General features: G+C 34.0%; 16 protein-coding genes and 6 pseudogenes. 12 read left to right on the top strand and 10 right to left on the bottom strand.

The window, feature by feature from the left end:
• Positions 1 to 37 precede the first annotated feature (37 nt).
• A complete protein-coding gene (locus ABWU33_RS04305) occupies positions 38 to 652 on the top strand; it encodes a RadC family protein (protein WP_353280359.1) in 615 nt (204 codons plus the stop codon).
• On the opposite strand, the gene ABWU33_RS04300 is transcribed toward ABWU33_RS04305, so the two are convergent.
• Positions 569 to 2,230: a recombinase family protein gene (locus ABWU33_RS04300; protein WP_353280357.1), complete on the bottom strand. Its 1,662-nt coding sequence runs from the start codon at positions 2,228 to 2,230 to the stop codon at positions 569 to 571. The two genes, ABWU33_RS04305 and ABWU33_RS04300, sit on opposite strands and share 84 nt — an antisense overlap.
• A gap of 289 nt (positions 2,231 to 2,519) precedes the next feature.
• Positions 2,520 to 3,125, bottom strand: a complete 606-nt coding sequence (locus ABWU33_RS04295; RefSeq protein WP_353280355.1) for a hypothetical protein — start codon at positions 3,123 to 3,125, stop codon at positions 2,520 to 2,522.
• A 404-nt stretch (positions 3,126 to 3,529) separates the two neighbouring features.
• Between ABWU33_RS04295 and ABWU33_RS04290 the strand changes: the two genes are divergently transcribed.
• The 7 genes and pseudogenes from ABWU33_RS04290 to tnpA all read left to right on the top strand — a co-directional run bounded on the left by ABWU33_RS04290 (position 3,530) and on the right by tnpA (position 7,028).
• Positions 3,530 to 4,453, top strand: a complete 924-nt coding sequence (locus tag ABWU33_RS04290) for a hypothetical protein (protein WP_012673225.1) — start codon at positions 3,530 to 3,532, stop codon at positions 4,451 to 4,453.
• A 51-nt stretch (positions 4,454 to 4,504) separates the two neighbouring features.
• On the top strand, positions 4,505 to 4,834 hold the full coding sequence (locus tag ABWU33_RS04285; RefSeq protein WP_007549995.1) for a helix-turn-helix domain-containing protein: 330 nt from the start codon (positions 4,505 to 4,507) through the stop codon (positions 4,832 to 4,834).
• A gap of 22 nt (positions 4,835 to 4,856) precedes the next feature.
• A complete protein-coding gene (locus ABWU33_RS04280) occupies positions 4,857 to 5,231 on the top strand; it encodes a helix-turn-helix domain-containing protein (protein WP_007549999.1) in 375 nt (124 codons plus the stop codon).
• 297 nt (positions 5,232 to 5,528) lie between these two features.
• Positions 5,529 to 5,660, top strand: coding sequence for an ankyrin repeat domain-containing protein (locus ABWU33_RS04275; protein WP_007551899.1), 132 nt, complete (start codon positions 5,529 to 5,531; stop codon positions 5,658 to 5,660).
• 3 nt (positions 5,661 to 5,663) lie between these two features.
• Positions 5,664 to 5,891 carry an ankyrin repeat domain-containing protein gene (locus tag ABWU33_RS04270; protein WP_082246108.1) on the top strand — a complete coding sequence of 76 codons (228 nt, stop codon included), beginning with the start codon at positions 5,664 to 5,666 and terminating at the stop codon, positions 5,889 to 5,891.
• A gap of 84 nt (positions 5,892 to 5,975) precedes the next feature.
• Positions 5,976 to 6,592, top strand: a pseudogene (locus tag ABWU33_RS04265) (IS3 family transposase); the annotation flags it as partial.
• An 85-nt stretch (positions 6,593 to 6,677) separates the two neighbouring features.
• Positions 6,678 to 7,028, top strand: coding sequence for an IS200/IS605 family transposase (gene tnpA, locus ABWU33_RS04260; protein WP_353280351.1), 351 nt, complete (start codon positions 6,678 to 6,680; stop codon positions 7,026 to 7,028).
• Here tnpA and ABWU33_RS04255 read toward each other — a convergent pair.
• The gene (locus tag ABWU33_RS04255) at positions 6,981 to 8,393 is read right to left on the bottom strand and encodes an IS4-like element ISWosp2 family transposase (RefSeq protein WP_264686125.1); all 1,413 of its coding nucleotides are present in this window, start codon (positions 8,391 to 8,393) and stop codon (positions 6,981 to 6,983) included. The genes tnpA and ABWU33_RS04255 overlap by 48 nt on opposite strands.
• A gap of 12 nt (positions 8,394 to 8,405) precedes the next feature.
• Here ABWU33_RS04255 and ABWU33_RS04250 point away from each other — a divergent pair, with 12 nt between their 5' ends.
• Both ABWU33_RS04250 and ABWU33_RS04245 read left to right on the top strand, forming a co-directional pair.
• Positions 8,406 to 8,624 (top strand): transposase, encoded by a 219-nt coding sequence (locus tag ABWU33_RS04250; RefSeq protein WP_353280353.1) that lies wholly within the window; start codon positions 8,406 to 8,408, stop codon positions 8,622 to 8,624.
• 66 nt (positions 8,625 to 8,690) lie between these two features.
• Positions 8,691 to 9,177, top strand: a pseudogene (locus ABWU33_RS04245) (transposase); the annotation flags it as partial.
• Positions 9,178 to 9,844: 667 nt separating this feature from the next.
• On the opposite strand, the gene ABWU33_RS04240 reads toward ABWU33_RS04245, so the two are convergent.
• The gene (locus ABWU33_RS04240; RefSeq protein WP_226079617.1) at positions 9,845 to 11,935 is read right to left on the bottom strand and encodes a PD-(D/E)XK nuclease domain-containing protein; all 2,091 of its coding nucleotides are present in this window, start codon (positions 11,933 to 11,935) and stop codon (positions 9,845 to 9,847) included.
• Between the two features lie 8 nt (positions 11,936 to 11,943).
• The gene (locus ABWU33_RS04235; protein WP_077188281.1) at positions 11,944 to 13,416 is read right to left on the bottom strand and encodes a hypothetical protein; all 1,473 of its coding nucleotides are present in this window, start codon (positions 13,414 to 13,416) and stop codon (positions 11,944 to 11,946) included.
• Positions 13,417 to 13,824: 408 nt separating this feature from the next.
• Between ABWU33_RS04235 and ABWU33_RS04230 the strand changes: the two genes are divergently transcribed.
• Entirely contained in the window at positions 13,825 to 14,724 is a 900-nt protein-coding gene (locus ABWU33_RS04230) for a DMT family transporter (RefSeq protein WP_226079616.1), read from the top strand.
• A gap of 47 nt (positions 14,725 to 14,771) precedes the next feature.
• Positions 14,772 to 15,614 (top strand): annotated as a pseudogene (locus ABWU33_RS04225) (UDP-glucose dehydrogenase family protein); the annotation flags it as partial.
• Positions 15,615 to 15,637: 23 nt separating this feature from the next.
• On the opposite strand, the pseudogene ABWU33_RS04220 reads toward ABWU33_RS04225, so the two are convergent.
• The 5 genes and pseudogenes from ABWU33_RS04220 to ABWU33_RS04200 all read right to left on the bottom strand — a co-directional run.
• Positions 15,638 to 15,850 (bottom strand): annotated as a pseudogene (locus tag ABWU33_RS04220) (hypothetical protein); the annotation flags it as partial.
• A gap of 42 nt (positions 15,851 to 15,892) precedes the next feature.
• Positions 15,893 to 16,771, bottom strand: coding sequence for an IS3 family transposase (locus ABWU33_RS04215; RefSeq protein WP_353273672.1), 879 nt, complete (start codon positions 16,769 to 16,771; stop codon positions 15,893 to 15,895).
• Entirely contained in the window at positions 16,747 to 17,046 is a 300-nt protein-coding gene (locus ABWU33_RS04210; protein WP_353280344.1) for a transposase, read from the bottom strand. The genes ABWU33_RS04215 and ABWU33_RS04210 overlap by 25 nt, the downstream gene beginning before the upstream one ends.
• 78 nt (positions 17,047 to 17,124) lie before the next feature.
• Positions 17,125 to 17,655, bottom strand: a pseudogene (locus ABWU33_RS04205) (hypothetical protein); the annotation flags it as partial.
• Between the two features lie 7 nt (positions 17,656 to 17,662).
• A pseudogene (locus tag ABWU33_RS04200) lies at positions 17,663 to 18,121 on the bottom strand (DUF4815 domain-containing protein); the annotation flags it as partial.
• Positions 18,122 to 18,130 lie beyond the last annotated feature (9 nt).

Genomic DNA, 18,130 nt, shown 5'->3' with positions numbered 1-18,130 from the left:
GTTGAATTTGTATATAATGTTGACCTTGGAGGTTTTTATGAATAATAGTGAGAGAAAAGAAAAATTGGAAACTCGCATTTTATCAAGTAGAGGCAGGTCTTTACTTGACCATGAGCTACTGGAACGTACTCTATCTGAATGTGAAGAAGGAAGAGAAGTGGCCAAAAAGCTAATAGAGCTCTTTAGTAGTTTAGGAAGGGTAATTAACGCTGACTTTCATGAGCTAAAAAATGTTACAGGAATGAATGATGGAGCAATAGCAAGTATCTTTTGTCTGAAGGAGATTTTCGATAGGATACTGAAAGGTAAGTTAAAAAAGCTGTCGATTCTTGATAACAGAGAAGAGCTACTAAAATACTTTAAAACAGCAATAGGGCAGTCACGAAAGGAAAGCTTGCGAGTAATATACTTAGATCGAAGTGGTCATTTGATATACGAGTATATTCAAGACTGTGGAACTATAGACAGAGTACCTCTATATGTGAGAGAAATAATCAAACAGGGATTACTGATCGATGCATCATCTATTGCAATTTCACATAATCATCCAAGTGGAGATACAGAACCATCAAAGGAGGATGAGGATAATACACCTACGACAATGTTGCAAATTTTTATTTTCCTTTCCATTATGTCCAGAAGAGTTCGGTAGCTCTTTTACGCGAAATACCACATTTACGTCCTCAAGGTTAATTTCAATTCTCTTGACCAATGTTCTGATAATATCACGTTTAGTTAACCAGTCTGCGTTATCAAGGTTTAACGTAATATTGGAAGAAAAGTCTTCTAAATTGGCCACAACCAGAGTTACCTCCTGTTCTAATTCCTTTTGATAAAATATCTTTTTCTTCTCTTCTTTAATTGTTTTTAAGCTTTGTTTCATTGCTTTAATTCGTGGTTCAAATTCCTCTTGATTGATATATTCTTGAGCATAACTATCGATAAGTCTAGCAATACCACGTTTTAATTTATTTTCTTGTTTCTCTAGCAGGTCACTTTTTTGATCCAATGATGATTTTTTTAGTTCTGAAAGCCTACGCTTGTATTCTTCTAAAATCCTGTTTGGATTTTTCAATAACTGCTTAACCTCTTCCCACACAGCTGTTTCTAATGCATCTGAGCGAATGGGTTTATTGTCACAAATCTTATTACCACCAAAACGGTAAGAATCTTTACCACTACAACGGTAATATGCATAATGACCACCTTCTTCTTCTCGTCTACTTCTCATGCAAGTTCCGTAACATCCGTAATTACAACGCTTACATATGACTAAACCTTGTAGTAAGTACTTTGCTCCTCTTTTTCTTGTCCTTGCTACTTTTCTATTTTCAGCTAATTGTTCTTGAACAATATCAAATATATCTTCATCTACTATATTTGGCACTTTAATATAAATCCAATTTGCTTTTTCAACAGGATAGACAGAGTGGTTACTTTTTGGCTGCTCACAAGAGCCTTTCTGTGGTCTTACTTGCTTTAATCTTACTCCTAACCTTCTTCTACCAAAAGCTGCTTGTCCTTTGTAAGCAGGGTTTTTCAACATACTCCAAATTGTACCTTTATTCCAGCGTTCTTTTCCTTTTTGTGTCTTAATGGACATAGTATTTAGCCGACGACATACTTCCCCAATACTTGTTCTTTCTCTGCCTATCCACAAAAATACTTTACGAACGACATCAGCTTCTTTTTCGTTAATCTCAAATAAAGCTTGTCCTCCTCCCATATGCTTATCTATATAACGATAACCATAAGGAGCTCCTCCCATTACATTTACATAGCCTTTGTTAGCTGCATAGATTTTACCACGACGACTTCGTTCCATAATTTTCGCACGTTCATATTCTGCTATCATACCTTGCATTTGTAACAGTAATTGAGATTCTGGGTTACCGTTAATCTCATAATTTAAAAAAACCACTTTTGCTCCTGCTTTTTCAAATTCTTCAATCAGCACCATTTGATATGCATATTTTCTAGATAAACGATCAGGAGAATGAATGTAAATCTTATCAATTTTACCTTCTGTTACTTTATCACGTAATTTTTCTAAATCAGGGCGGACTAAATGAGATCCACTGTAGCCGTTATCAATAAATTTATACTCACTTAACAATCTGTATCCGTCCAGATTAATTTGCTTCTCTAAAGCTGCAATTTGACTTTCTATCGTATTTCCTTCTACTTGTTTCCCCGAAGAAACTCTCGCATATAAACATACTGTTACCATTTGACCCTCCTTGAATCCCATTTTTATGTTTTAAGTTTTTTTGACTTATTTCCTTTGACACTACCTTTTCATAAGCATCTGATAAGCATTGTTCTGCTAACCGATTAGGTTCATAGCTACAGCTAATTTGGATAGCTAATCTCTTGTTTCTCATGACTTTTCCTTGAAATAATATGTTCATATCATTCCTTAAAGCCGATGGTTAATTGATTATTAGCGCTATAAGTAAATCGGACTCTTGGTTCTGGACACAGAAGTTTTCGAGAAATGGTTTTCTCTAGTTTTATTTTTATGTTTTTTGCAACATTGTCGGTAGTGTAAAAGCGCTGTTATCGGATATATCTACGTAATTTCTTTTACCGTCTTTCCCAGTTTTGACCTCAACTTCACCATCACCTATTTTTATGATACTACCGCCAAGGTTTAAGTCTCCTTTACTTAAGCCCAAATTTTTTGCACCTTCTACAACTTTGGCAACATCAACTATGCAGCTATGTGAAAATTCAATATAGAAGGTCTTATTATCGATTTCTACATCTTCAACAGTTCCTTCTATAGTAGCGTCTTCTCCAACTTCCCTAAGTTTCTTGAGCCTACTATATATTTGTGGCTCAATTTCTTTTTGCACTTTTTGATACATTTCAGCTATTTTCTTATCAACTTGTACATTAAAATCTGCTCCATGTAAGGCTAACTTTCTGATTATATCTTCTTGTTTATTTTCTTTGAATTCATCACGATACATCTTAAACATTGTAACGTTAGTGAAGCTAAAGCCATCTTCGTTGCGAGCGTTTACTCTTATTCCTAAATCCAAAGCTTCATCGACGATTTTACTTAATTTGTCTAGATTTTCAGCTGCAATAGCTTTTTCCAAGAATTCATTTAATTTCACATTTTCATATTCACTTAGCCTTATCTTGCATAAAGCTGATCGAAATGGATTGAGCTCCTCAGGATATGTTAAGACAGGTAATTTACTAATCTTTTTATTTGCTGTTGGAGCAGCTTTTATAAAATTAGGTATAACCCTTCTTTTGCTATTCGCTCTACCGCTTTTAACATTTTACTAGACAATTTTTTACCATTTATTTTTTTCATTGTAACCCTCACTTAATTTCATTACTATTCGATCATATCGTGATAAATATTATTTAATTGTTAATATTATACGACTTATTGATTTACTGTATATTATAATAACAAGTTTTGCGGGCATCTACACTAGAAAAACACATCCTATAAAAATTATTTCAGTTTCAACAAAAATGGGGTATCGTAATCGTAAAATTGAAAAAAATGGATATCCTATCTTACTCTACTGAAAAGCTGAAAAAGCATTGTCAGCTACTTGATGATGAAGAAAAAATAGTTCTATATGAGCAGCTGCTAGACAAGGCTAAAGATATACTTGAAAACTCAAGAGATGATATTGCAAAGTTGAAAGAGGTAAGCAAAGCAGTTGTAGCAATAGAGGAAACTACCGATAAGCAGTTACTAGAAAAGTTTAATGATGATCACCCGCTAAGAGAAGTGGACATTTTAATCTACTCTCCTCAAGGAAATACTGAATATCTATTCAGCATAGATAACTCATCAGAGCTTTATGATTTAAAAGAAGATAAAGAAAAAGCTCTTTATAATGCAGTAAAGTTAAATGATGTTGAGCTTGTAAAAAAGCTGCTAATGATCCTTTCACCTACAGAAGTAAGTAATTTTGACACGAAATACTTGGAAGAATTGAAAATATTGCTGTCAGGAATTCACAAAGAATTGCAATTATCACAAGATATGAAAAATTATCTTGAGAAGACGATAAAGTTCTATAGTTTTTTATGTAGTAATTTTAACTTACTAGTTACAAATCCTACTGACGTAAAAGCCATAATTGATCTATTTGCTGCTCAACCAAATATTGATTACCAAATAGATAAGCTTCTACTTTCTTTTATTGTAAGAGATGTTGAGGAAAAAAAGCTAAACTCTGAAATTAGTCATATGATAGAACTTCTTGAGCAACACGAAAGATTTGCTGAGCTCGAATACAAGGTTAGAAGATTAAGATCAGAGTTTGCAAGTGGCAAAAGCAGATACTCGGCTGAAGTAATACGAAATAGCATTGCAGAACGAGAAAAAGAGATGAGGGAAATTGAGAAAAAATACGTAAGGCCAAACGATTTAATTAGCGAGAGGCAGAAATTATTAAAGCAATTACTTTGCTAGCTTTTTTTCCACTTCATAAAATTTGTTGTAAATTTGAATAAGAGGTGAAAAGTGCAATTAGGTAAAAAAATAAAACAACTTAGGTTAGATCGTGCTTTGACACAGACCGAATTGGGAAAGAGAATAGGTGTTTCGTATAGACAGATACAAAAGTACGAAAATGGTTCAAATTGTGTTTTGGCCAGTAGATTATATGATTTAGCAAAAGCACTATCGATAGATGTTGCTAACTTTTTTACTGATATGCACACTGACTCACATGAAGCTTATGATGAAGAAATACTAAAGTTAGTCAAAGGATATAACGAAATTAAGAGCAAAAGGTTACGTAGTGCAGTTTATATATTGGTAAAATCTTTTTCTCAAAGTGATAATACATAGTTAATATTACCTGATACGTAAAATGACTATACAACATCCTATCGATAAACAAATAGGGGAAAGAATAAGGAAAAGAAGGCTAATGTGTGGTTTTAGTCAAAGAGACTTAGGAAAAAAGCTTGAAATTTCATTTCAGCATGTACAAGGATATGAAAGCGGAGAGATTAGGCTTGTAGTTGATAGGTTATATAAATTAGCAGAAGTACTATCGGTTGATATGTCGTATTTTTTTACCAAAGCCTCTGAAGACTTACATGATAAGGCCTTCCATAGCGATGTAGGCAGCGAAGAAATATCAAGGCTAGTGAGGGAATATAGAAAAATTGAGGATGAAACTCTGCGTGACATTGTTCATTTAGTGATTAAGGCTCTTGCTAATACAGGCTTTAAAGCATAAATTCTCTCCTTGAGTCGTTGAAGAAAACTTAAACTTTCATTTTCTTCATCATTTTGCTTTTCTTTCACTTTGATGCGTGTAGTTATACCCTACACAAAGTATAATGTTTTAAAAATAAAAACCTGCACCATAAAATATTGAGATTTAGAATATTAACTTATAAAGTCTTTTCGGCAGTTTTAGCGAGGGTTTATTAGCAAGGATGTTGGAGGTTAGCAATGACTATATCTGAAGGTGTAATACAGCGTATAAGGCATAATGATAAGAACGCGATAGGGGGATGATTTTTTGGTCAAGGTGGCTGTGCACCATCCAGCTAAGTTTGATAGCTTAGAAGTAACAAAATTTTTAGTAAATAATAAAGGTGTAAGTTTTAACGCTAAAACTAATGACGAAAACAAGCCTATTCATATTGCAGCTGATTTTTGAAATATCGATATTGTAAAATTTTCTCTTAATAAGGGAGTAGAAGTTGGTACAAAAGGTAAAAACAATTGGACTCCTTTGCATTATGCTACCAATAAAGGATATCTAGGAATTGTAAAGCTTCTAATAGAAAAGCAACAACAAGAATCATTTATTAATAATTCTAATATTAATAATTCTAAAACTACAGATCAGTCTACTATGCTGCCAAGGAAGGCCATTTACCATCTGTAGAATTTCTCATAGAATATAATGCACCCCATAAACTAGACCAAAAAAAAATGGTTGATCCGAGTAGGAAAGTAAAGGGGTAAAAGTATGGCAACAAAAAAATATGAACCAGAGTTAAAAGCAAAGATAGCTTTGGAAGCAATAAAAAATCAAAGAAGCACAGCTGAGATATGTAGTGAATATAAAATACCATCAACAAATCTATATGATTGGCGTGATAGAGTATTGGCAAGGTTAAAAGACCTATTTGTTGAAGAAAGTGAAAGTGCGAGAAAACAAAGAATCTTAGCGCAAGAAATAGAAAGTTTACATAAAGTAATAGGAGAATTGACAGTGGAAAATAGTTATTTGAAAAAAAAAATTACTGAAATAAGCAAAAAAGATAGAGTAAGATTTATAGAAAAAGATTCTGATCTGTCAATTAGGAAACAGGCTGATTTACTGGGGATTTGCAGATCTAGCCTATATTATAGGCCTATAATTAATAACGAAAGTGAAATTTGATTCAAGAAGTATATTTGGCTTCTGATTGCCGTTATGGATATCGTAAAATTACTGCTGAGATCATAGCGAGTGGAGTAGTAGTCAATCACAAAAAAATCTTAAGAATTATGAAAAAAATGAAGATTAGTGGGCTGTATTGTAGAAAAAGATGTAATACAAGTATTAAAGAAAAAAAGCATAAAATATATCCTTATTTACTTTCCATAAGATGGTACAAGCCTCCACCTTCTAGGTGGAGAAACTTTAGTTTGTCAATGTCATAACTGTACTTTATAAAGTATAGTTATGACGGAATATGACAAAGGAAAACACACTGTATTTTATCATAGGTACCATATAGTCTGGATTACAAAATATCGGTACAGAGTATTAACTAAGGCTATGAAGGAGAGAATACGAACAATCATAGCAGAAGTATCTGAAGAAATGGGGATTAAGATAGAAAACGGAGTAATATCATCAGATCATTTACATTTATTCGTAGTAATACCTCCTCATATAGCTGTGAGTGATTTTGTTCAAAGAGCCAAAGGCAGGTCTTCACGCAAAATTCAACAAGAATTTCCAGAGCTAAATAAAATCTTACTATTACCCACAAATATAAAGTTCGTGAGCAAGTCGCCATCCTTCTGCTAGATCAAAGAGACGTCTCCATCCTTTCCAAATAGTAATGGGTCCTGGTTCTAGATCATTTTTTCTAGCCAAATGTCCTCCAAGTTGAGCAACCCATGAAACAGCTTCTTTTATAGTAGGAGTTGCATTTGAACATGGTTTTCTATGTATTTTTACATATAGAACTTTCCATTCTTCTTCGGCTAATAAGGTAGTACACGGTAATGTTGGATCAGTTCTTGCAATTGTTGTAATAAAGAAAATTCTCCAAGCAATAATACTCATTACTGTTAAATATCGCATCAACCTTTCTGCTGTTCCAAGCCTACATTCTTCAACTTTGAGACCAGATTTTAAAATTTTATGTAATATTTCTATTTTCCATCTAAGACAATACCACCTAACTTTTTCAACAGCTTCATCAAAGGTATTGACTGGAAGATTTGTTAAAAGCATCCACTCTAGCGGACTTGTTTCAGAAGGAAAGTCTTTTTCAACAACGTAAACTGCATAGTGTGGTAATTTAAGTAATTCTTCTTTCTTATGCCTAATACTATTCTTAGATGGATGCATAATAAACTTTCCGAATCTAACTTCCAAATGTGCTGTTCTTTTTGGCTTATTATCTTTTGCAGGAACTTCAACTTTTACCGTACCTGCACAATGAGAGGATTTAATAAATTCCCATAACTTCTGCTCACCTTTTTCAGGATATCGAGATTTTCTATTTACTGCCCTATCTTTGGAAGCTCTAACTAACACTGCCGAATTAAGATTATGTGCAAGCTCAAAAAACTCATATATATCTGCTTCTCTATCGCATATAGTTATAGTCTCAGTTTGAGTTGAATCAATAATGTTGTTTGTGTTGCTTAAAGTTTCTAACCATTTTATACTCTCTTTATCTTCAATGCGGATACTGTCATTGTTCTTTTTTTTTATGTTTTCAGATTCTTCAGGTCTTGAATAAATTTTTTGATCTAGTATCCCTAGTACCAAACCTTCTATACTAACAGCTAGAGCTGTATGCATTATAATACCTTGACTATGTTTTCTTGTAATAACTCCCAATCCACTTGTTTTTTCATGGTCTGTGTATGAAATATAACTTGTATCTTGGATCACAAAAATTTTTTTATGGGCTTTTGTTCTTTCAACTGTTTTAGCAACGTGTGAAGCTAGAATATCGCCTTCTTTCACGTTCTCATTTTGAAAAAAACGATATGCTGCTTTTGCTTCTGACCAACTTCCACACGCCTGATTGATTGAGCTTTCAGGTAAACTTGTAAAACTATCAGCAATATTTACTAATCGGTCAGTTAACCTTTTATCTCCAAGTACAGCATCTCCAAATTCATTTTCAGCCCATTCATTATTCCTGTTTGCCATTTTTTACCCTCAATGTTTGCAAACTTTAATGTTGTAATACTTTATTTTTATGTCCATTTATATTTGTGGGTAATAGTAAGAAATAAAATGTACTGGGGAAAGCGTTTTTGGGGAAGAGGATACTTTAGTGCTACCAGCGGACATATCACAGATGAAGTCATTAATGAGTACATCAATAAACATACAGATGCACATCAGCCTCATTCTATATCTAGTATAAGATTGGAGTAGCTTTAGCTTCTCACCGCGCTTCCAGCGCTATATCCAACCTTTCGGCTCTCAGCCGATAGTGGTTGAGTCAAAGATTTGATTATTTGTAGAGTTAATCAGGTATGGGCTACTATATATTATGGTAGAAGGTAAGTTTATCTATTTTGTGGCAATAATGGACTTGTATAGTCGCTATATTATTGCTCATTCATTATCACCATATCTCGATGCTGGATTTTGCCTTTATACTCTCAAAGAAGCTCTAAAACAAGGTAAACCTGAGATTTTTAATAGTGATCAAGGGGTGCAGTTTACTAGCTACAACTTTATTATGGAATTAGAGCGTGCTAATATTAAAATCAGTATGGACCATAAAGGACGTTGCTTCGACAATATATTTGTTGAGCGCTTATGGAGAACTTTAAAGCAAGAAGCTATATATTATTATAGACCAAATAGTATCAGAGATTTGAATCTTATAATAAACGATTTTGTTGCTTGGTATAACTATAGAAGGCGACATCAGACTCTACATTATAAAGTTCCTGCTGATCTCTATTATCATAAACAGTAAATGAATATATTCATAAATACTTTAAATATGTGTCGACGTATTTATCAACATATTCATTTTAAAAATCGGATCACTTTGAAAAAAATGGTCTAGACAAATGGGTGCATTATAATGTATAACAATGTTACAAAAAATAATATCATAGAATTCAGTAGGATAATTCCTAGAAAACCCCTACATACTAAAAAAAGCAAAATGCTGTTAAAATGAGCTTAAGAATAAATAGCAAACATCTAACATAACAATTCTATTTGTAAATCAGGTGAGGCTTATCCTATAGAAAGCTTTCGAACTACGCAAGCGTATCTTTTGCCTTTAGTATTTCTTTATTGTTTAAGATAACTGTCTGAGCTCCTCTGCCTTAGCATTATATCTCCACTTTCTGCAAGTTATTCCATTAAGTAGTAAAAATATTAGACTTGCCGCAAAACTAAGAAAAAAAGACCAAAGATAGAGCAGATCGAACTTACAGTAAAAATAGAACAAAAAAACTCCAACAATAAATTATACAAACTTCATCAGGTTAACTTTAACTTAAGAAAACATAAATCAAATTTTCTTGCTCAAAGACCTTGCTTTTTCTCCAACCTTACTCAAACGTACTCTAGCTTAATGCATAATTTTACCCATAAACAACCTTATCTTTGGTACTTTTATTAGTTACAAGTCATCTAGAAAACCCAGATGCTCTACGAAGCCCACCAATCAATATCAGATCCTGCTCTTGTCCTACAGCATTTAATATAGCGTATAACAAAACCATCGCATCTCCCCCAGTAATACGCTTGCATCCTCCACAAAATTCGTATTCACTTAACTGTCGATTTGCCTCCACCCTTTTTCGTTCAACTTGTTCTGCGGTGTTAGCATACTTCAACTCTATTCCAATTGGATGAGTATCATCATTTTCCGCAGATTTTGATAATACTAGGTCTATTTTCCTTCCTCTCTGTAGCTGGAACTCAATAATTACCTTGGCAGGATTATCGCAACTTTGAAATATCCCACGCAACAAAGCCTGAAATTTAGCTTCATTGTTCACGAGTAGACGGTTTCCATTTAATAACGGAGACAACAGACGAGAAATCTCATTAAATAAAACTTCATACCTAGCCCTGTACTCACCATTAACATTACCATCATTACCAAAATTAGGCTCAGCACTCATCAACTGATCTGCAAGTTGATGTAAATTCCTAACATTACCCATTTGTTCTGAAAACCTTCCCTCGAAATAACCTTCACTATGAGAACGTGAGTAAGCACGTAGTGATTCGAATTTCTTTGCAGAAGCCACTTCCAGATGACCCTGGACATCTACTTCACAAAGTACTTGACGCACCTTAGCATCATCTGTGGCTTGAGGCAGTAACGACAGGTTCAATGCTTTGTCTGGTAAAGTCTGCCACTTTAAACGACGAAAAATGTGAAGCACAACAAAACCAATATTTGATAAAAATAGAGCTAAAGTTAACGCATGGCTTACAATATCTGCTGCATCTCCCCTACCACCTGTACGTTTCATTTTCTCTCCCTGAGAGTGGTTAAATAGATACTTGGTAACCCTTACCTCCCGCCCATCATTTGTTTCTAAGTCCCTCCTTGTAGATAAAACATTTCCAAAAACAAACGATGACGTACAGGAAAAAGTGTTACAATGAGGCGATTGAGTGAACTCTGATGCTATGGGTTGTAAAAAACGTTTTACATTTCCCCTAACTCCATTTCCATGAGGATGTAGTAAACCCGGTATTAAGGAAAGACCACCTTCTGAAAAGGCCTGCACAGAAGTTCGGAGACCAGCACCTCCACGTAATTGAAAATTTAACGCTACACAAACAGCACTTGGTGATGAGGTATGAATAGGCAAAGACGAAACAGAACAACTTTTAGCATAATCTTTAGCTTGCTCTAATCCTTCCTCATCACCAACCTTCAACTCAATTATAATTGGAACCGAATCATTTGTCTGATCAACACCACGAACAAGCAAAACAACATCTGCATAACCTTTTCCTATAAGTAGCTCTGGGTAGAAATCAGCCACAGCTCGGTATCTAAAATTTACTAAAAACCCACACAGAAAACCGTGGTAATCAGACTCTGCACGAAACACTAAGCTATCTTCATGTTCATCATGGATATCAATAACATATTCCAAAATTCTTTTAACATTAGTACGCACTTCTCCTGTATCATCATTTGCCAACTCACTCATCAGGTCTAACAATTCACCTTGTTCTCTGATTGGGTTAATTTCATGAAAAATTGGAGCTCCAGGTTCATCACGTTGAGGAAATCTATCTATTTCATGAATAAACCTACATTCTTCTCCAAACCGAAATATTTTATACTCTTCCCAATCCAGATCCTTATCTTCCTGTAATTCTTGTGGAAGATTCTCTTCTACCTGCTGCTTCTCTTCTGCACTAAACCTTGACCCAGGGCTGTTCTCATTATCAGCAACAGTATAACACCTGACTATTCTTCTATTTTCTTTATTAGTGAGAACAGCAACTTTTAGATTTCCATAATTGTCAAAACGAAAATAGACTCTTTCATCTTCAACTAATATACCTGCATCATGTGCAGTAGAAAACATACCAAAAAAGAATGTAGGAAAAAAGCCAGGCTTATTAGCCGAATGCAAAAAAGATGGACAGTTGTTTAAAAAACCTACAAATTGTCTACTAAACTCATCACAACCTCCACTTAATAAAGCCCTAACTAATTCACGATCTTCATTATTACCATGCATAAATACTCCTATTTGTTAACAACTGCAGCAGGCGAAATACTAACATTAGTACCCACTAACGTAGATTGAGGACCTTCAGTGCTAGCAGAGAATAAATTCAAATTTCTCGCTGACTTACACAACTCTTCTATTAAATTGCAGGAGCTAGTTGCATCTATCATCTTAGAATTCCTTGTTTTATCTAAACTATTTGCTATCCTCTCTTTTAATGATTTAAAGCTTTTGTCTGAACAACAATCTTTAGCAAACTTTAAAATACTCAAGACCAAATCAACTTTTTCACCATCGCCAGCACTTTGAGTATCCTTGCTGTTCTCCTGATCTACAATCAAATTTGAAATTGCATTTTCCATTGCAACAAAAGCAATCCTATCTTTAAAAGGATCGACAACATTTATTTTATTTTGGTTAAATACACTAGATTCCCAAAGACTGCTAATAGCTGACCTTGCTTCATTCCTGTTATCCAAGTCATAATCTTTAGAAACTACAACAAATGAAAGCGATGAGAGAAGATGTGCATATCCTCTAGGTGAAAGCATTTTCTCTACTTCAGATCTTGAACATCCCTCGCTCAAGTACTGGATAACATACTTAGTTGTGCAAAGAAAACCGTGCTCTACTAAGTAACTAAGAGGACGATAGATCACACCCCTATCTTTCTTATTCGGTAGCCCAAGTAGTGACTTATGATCTACTTTTGCGCTTATGACTTTACCTAGAAGGGAACTTAAGGTAGAAGCAAGTTTATAGCTAGATTGCAATGGAGATAATTTTGCAATAGCAGAAACTAGCAATTTTTCTCTCTCTTCTTTCACTAATTTTTCTTCAGAACACAGACGATTATAGAAGTGTTCCACTCCCTTACTCCACTTGAAATCTACAGCCTTATTAAATCCATCTTCTGCTTCTATATTTTCTCTAAGGTTACCTGATTCTTGATCAATCCAGAAATTGAAAACAGGATCACGTCTTCCCATGGAACTTAACAATTCAACTCTTGCAAGCTTATCACTGCAAGCTAAATTCCTATCTTCCTCACATGCACCTTTATGAGATAAGTCAGATCTAAAAGACTCTAACGCCTTGTCAAATAATTGCTTAATTTCACTCTCTACACACTCAATACATGCTATTTTATATATAGCAAATGGATTCAACACACCTGATTTAGCTAATTCTCCTACCAATTTAGCAACATCTAGTGTCGCACCTGACCAACAAGATTCATCACGAAACGCATTACATAAGAGGTCCGATTGCTCAACGGTTAGACCCTCTACTGTTACAGGGTGAGCCTTGACCCATTCCTCAATAGCTGAAGTTCTATCACCTTTAACAACATCCTTCAGCTTACTTATTACTTTGCTAGAGATAATCTCTTTATTTTTTTTAGGATCAGAACTGAGACGAGATCTTTTGCTTGGGCCTGCATTACCCTTCAAATCTTCCGTTCCACGTTTAGTTTTACTTTTTGGCATCTAATTACCTCAAAATCAAATATTCAATGAAGGTATTATACAAGCATTAGAATAATATATAAATCGAAAAATTAGTGTGCACCTAAATTTAAGCAGTAATTATAGACCTGCTGCAAAAGAGGAGATATTAAAGAGAGATGTAGCAAGAGGGAATGAGCTTAAATTATCAAATTAACGTTATTCTACTTTACCTCACTAGCATTTTCCTTACCTTGAGCCTTACTATTACTCACAAATATAAACGTTCGTTACATAGCTCTTAATATGTCTAAAGAGACGAAATTTCCCGAATTATTTATAATGAACCCTTACGATCACATTCTGGGGACGTACATCAGAAAACTTTTATATTATTAGTTTTGTAGTAAAATTATATGAGTACATCGTATCTATTAAATCAGAAGCTTTATGGATTACAGATTGAGAGCTTATTTGTTTGGGGTTATCTGGTTTATACTTAGCTTACTTAGTAGTGTAGCTAATGATACTATATCAAAATATCTAAGTTTACATCTTCAGAGTTTTGAAATAATTTTTTTCCGCTTTCTGTTTACCACTATTACCCTTGTACCTTTTATGTTTTACTATGGAATAGAAACTTTTAAAACAAGTCAAATATCTACTCAAATAACCAGGGGTGGGTTGTTGTTTTGTGGAATGACCTTATGGACTTACGGGTTGACTGTTTTCCCCATAGTAACTGCAACGATTATAAGTTTTTCTATACCATTATTTGTTATACTTCTTGCAATCCCTTTACTAAACGAAAATATAATTTGGCAAAGATGGATAGTAACTATTATTGGTTTTGTTGGTATTGCTATTACCACCAAAGCTCATAGTGAAGACTTTAATCCTAAAATTCTTATTTTTATTGTATCTGCGTTAATCTTTGCTATATTAGACATACTTAATAAGAAACTTGTGATAAAAGAGTCAGTAATAAGTATGTTATTTTATTCAGCTCTAACGACAACTATTTTTTCTACTCCACCTTTGTTATTTTATTGGCATATGCCTTCCTTGTTGGAGTTAGTATTACTGCTGATTTTAGGAATAAGTTCAAACCTAATTCTGTTCTTCATGTTAAAAGCTTTTGCTCTTACTGATGCTACTGCACTTGCACCGTATAGATACATAGAGCTAATAATTTCTGCAATAGTAACATACGTTATATTTAATGAATTACCTGATAAAAGTGCTTTATATGGTACTTTGATATTAATACCATCAACCTTATTTATAGCTTATTCGGAAGGTAAGGCAATTAAGAAAAATAATGTAACAACAAAAGTTTATAATTGTTAATGGTATTTATTTTAGATGCTAAGCTACATTTTTAAGGTGATAGTAAAATGCACATAACTATTATAGGAGTAGGGTATGTAGGCTTAGTATCTGGTACAATGTTATCGGAGCAGGGCCATAAAGTTGATTGCATTGACATAAATACTGAGAAGATTGAACTTTTGAAATCAGGGAAAATTCCTCTATATGAACCTGGATTAGCAGATTATTTAGAGAATAATATAAAGTCACAAAGGATAAGATTTTTTGATTCGTATTCTCAAATAAATCCCAATACAGAAGTAGTATTTGTAACTGTAGATACTCCATCAGACTCCCTAGGAAATGCAAATTTAAAGAATGTATATAATGCAGTAAGTGAAGTTTCTGAGAGGGTTAATCAAGATTGCTTAATAGTGATAAAGTCAACTATTCCTCCTGGTACTGCAGAAAATATACATAATTATTTATCTAATAAGGGCTATAACTTTGATTTGGGAGTTAATCCAGAGTTTCTCAAGCAAGGCTCTGCAGTATCAGATTTTTTATACCCAGATAGGATAATAATAGGAGTAAAAACTAAGCTAGCTAGGGCAAAACTAGAAGTTATATATAGATCATTTATAGATAAGAATATTCCGTTAATAGTCACTGATACAGTTACTGCTGAAATGATTAAATATGCTTCTAATGCTTTTCTAGCAACAAAGGTTGCTTTTATCAATGAGATGGCAGGTTTATGTGAGCTATTAGGAGCAGACATTGACCTTTTAGCTAACAGTATGGGAATGGACCATAGAATAGGTAAGGAATTTCTCAAAGCTGGTCCAGGATTTGGAGGATCATGTTTTCCTAAGGATTTGTCAGCTTTATTAAGGCTTGCTGAAGACTACAATGTTAAGCTACAAATTTTAAATTCAGTTAAAGAATCTAACGTTAAGATAAATTCCACATTGGTATCAAATGCTACTTTTTCGACGTTCGTCAAAACAATTAAATCTGATACGTTATTTACAGTAACTTTGCCCAGATCAACAACATGAGAAACTTCACTAAATTTTGCAGCTAAAAGCCGAAACGTTAAATCTAAATTCTGATGCGGTGTCCAGGTGCTTGCATTGCTAGATGACAGTAATACTCCTACTTGACCTTACCCAGAAAAAGTAGACAGAAAGTTAAGACGTTTTTGCTATGAGAATGATGAATCAAAAAGCTCAGGAATGCAATAGTTAATAGTAGAATGTCTACGCTGTTTATTATAAAAAATTTCTATATATTCAAATATTGCGGTTTTAGCTTGTTGTGCAGAGTGTTGTGAAGTATCAATGAGTAACTCTCTCTTAAGTGAACTAAAAAAGCTCTCTGAAACAGCATTATCATAACAACAACCTTTGTGACTCATACTAGAAGTAATATTTTTTGTACTTAGTAAAAATTGATAATTTTTAGAGGTGTATTGCGATCCTTGATCGCTATGAAATAGTAGATTTTTAGCAGATTTGCGCCTACCAATAGCCATGAATAACGCATCTATAACTAATTGCCTATTTACTGCATTACTCATTGACCAGCCAATCACCATGCGTGAATATAAATCTATTATTGCTGCCAAATATAACCATCCTTCATTAGTTTTTATGTACGTAATATCAGTTACCCATATCTTGTTAGGTTGATCAGCGATGAAATTCTGATTTAATATGTTAGGAGTTATAACTCTATTGTCTATTTGTGGTTTTTTACTTTTAAACTTTCGTCTAAGCTTAGCTTGAATGCCATTTTTCTGCATAACATTTTGCACTGTTTTGATGTTATAATTTTTACCTAAAGCCTTTAATTCAGCGTGAATTTTAGGAGCTCCGTATCTGCATTGTGATGCTCGATATACCTTCTGAATATCTTGTATGAGCTCTTCTCTTATTGATTTTTTGTTGTTTTTTTCCTTAGTAATCCATTTATAATAACCACAAGCAGATACGTTCAAAAATCTGCATAATTCCCGTATTTTATAGCAGTTTTCATGTTCTTTTATAAAAGAATATTTTACTCTTTTTGGTTTGCAAAATATCCCAGGGCTTTTTTTAAAATGTCTCTTTCCCTCGTTACTCTTGCCAGCTCTTTCTTTAAATAAAACTTTTCTTTGTCACAATGAGCTACTTTCCCTTTTCCTGGAAACGCATCTACTCCAGACATTCTATCATTGTATGTTTTTACCCATCTGCTTAATGAATCACCGCTAATACCCAAATCTCTTGCTATTTTTGCTGATGATTGACCTGTTTCTTTTACTAGTCTTATAGCTTCAATTTTGAATTCTGCTGTATATTCTTTTCTTTTTGTCATACCACACCTCTTTGAAAAAACGTTTTATTTTACTTCAAAAACGTCTTAACTTTCTGTCTACTTTTTCTGGGTAAGGTCAACTTGATATGGTTGACTTGTTACCCAACGGCTGTTTACTGCATCATATTTGCCAAGTTCTGCTATTTTTACTGCAGTACCAGGATCATCAGTAAGCAGTACTATTGCATACTCCTCTCCTGCATGGCAAAACACTGGTGACCACTCTATACGTGTTGCTGTGCCATCTACTTTTATATCTTTCGGCTCAATATAGCTTTCAGCAATAACAGTCTGCGATGGCATTCCCACTGCTGTTTCTCTAATCTGCACAACAACACGTTTTTTGCCTTTATTTATGAACCATAGCTCTACACCTCCTATGTGTCTGCTTTCATTTAGAGTAAATGTTTGGGCTAAAGGGTCAACTCGTCTTGCTGCGATAACTCTTCTTCTTTCTTCTATGGTAATTGTTTTTTTACCAGTATAAGTTGCTTCTCCATAGCTTCCTTTATTCCCATAAAATTGCACTAATTTAGTACCGGCTGGAATGTTTGCTGGTACTTTCACCTTTCCCTTTAATTTTCCCTGGTTGTTAGCTCTTTTTTCCACTTGCCTTCTATGCTATTGGTTGAATACTTAGGCCATCAAATTTTACTTCCTTAAGCTTTTCATCTGGTTCAAAACCTTCGATCTCAAAATTCTGTATTGCTTCTCTCATAAATTCAGTTTCGTATGAAGTACTTGACAGCAGCTCTGTCGTTTCTTTAACATTAAATACTCTTGTTACTGGACTTTTCCAATTCGTGGTAACCTCTGTCCAGTGGTCAATGTTTTTATTTAGAGTAATTTGTGCCGGTACTGGATCAAAAGCTTGGTATGGATTGATCTTTTCTCCTTTAGTCTGTAAAAGCTGCTCCAGTACCGGTTCAAGTTCATACGGCAAAAGATATCTTTCCCCACCTTTTTCAATATCTGCAACTTCTACATCTATTGGCAGAACTAGCTCTCTATTTACTATTGCTGCAGACTGCGAAATTCCTTGATCACGCATATCATCATCAAAGAATGGCTCAACCACTATCGG

This window comes from Wolbachia endosymbiont (group B) of Cyclophora punctaria (assembly GCF_964028235.1).
Taxonomy (GTDB): domain Bacteria; phylum Pseudomonadota; class Alphaproteobacteria; order Rickettsiales; family Anaplasmataceae; genus Wolbachia.
Note: the sequence above shows the minus strand (reverse complement) of the source record. Positions and strands in the feature narration are given on the sequence as shown.

Coding starts and splice junctions, on each gene's coding strand:
- ABWU33_RS04255 (WP_264686125.1), bottom strand. CDS start 8,393: ATGGCAAACAGGAATAATGAATGGGCTGAAAATGAATTTGGAGATGCT.
- ABWU33_RS04290 (WP_012673225.1), top strand. CDS start 3,530: ATGGATATCCTATCTTACTCTACTGAAAAGCTGAAAAAGCATTGTCAG.
- ABWU33_RS04230 (WP_226079616.1), top strand. CDS start 13,825: ATGGATTACAGATTGAGAGCTTATTTGTTTGGGGTTATCTGGTTTATA.
- ABWU33_RS04280 (WP_007549999.1), top strand. CDS start 4,857: ATGACTATACAACATCCTATCGATAAACAAATAGGGGAAAGAATAAGG.
- tnpA (WP_353280351.1), top strand. CDS start 6,678: ATGACGGAATATGACAAAGGAAAACACACTGTATTTTATCATAGGTAC.
- ABWU33_RS04240 (WP_226079617.1), bottom strand. CDS start 11,935: ATGCATGGTAATAATGAAGATCGTGAATTAGTTAGGGCTTTATTAAGT.
- ABWU33_RS04300 (WP_353280357.1), bottom strand. CDS start 2,230: ATGGTAACAGTATGTTTATATGCGAGAGTTTCTTCGGGGAAACAAGTA.
- ABWU33_RS04305 (WP_353280359.1), top strand. CDS start 38: ATGAATAATAGTGAGAGAAAAGAAAAATTGGAAACTCGCATTTTATCA.
- ABWU33_RS04235 (WP_077188281.1), bottom strand. CDS start 13,416: ATGCCAAAAAGTAAAACTAAACGTGGAACGGAAGATTTGAAGGGTAAT.
- ABWU33_RS04250 (WP_353280353.1), top strand. CDS start 8,406: ATGTTTGCAAACTTTAATGTTGTAATACTTTATTTTTATGTCCATTTA.
- ABWU33_RS04210 (WP_353280344.1), bottom strand. CDS start 17,046: ATGACAAAAAGAAAAGAATATACAGCAGAATTCAAAATTGAAGCTATA.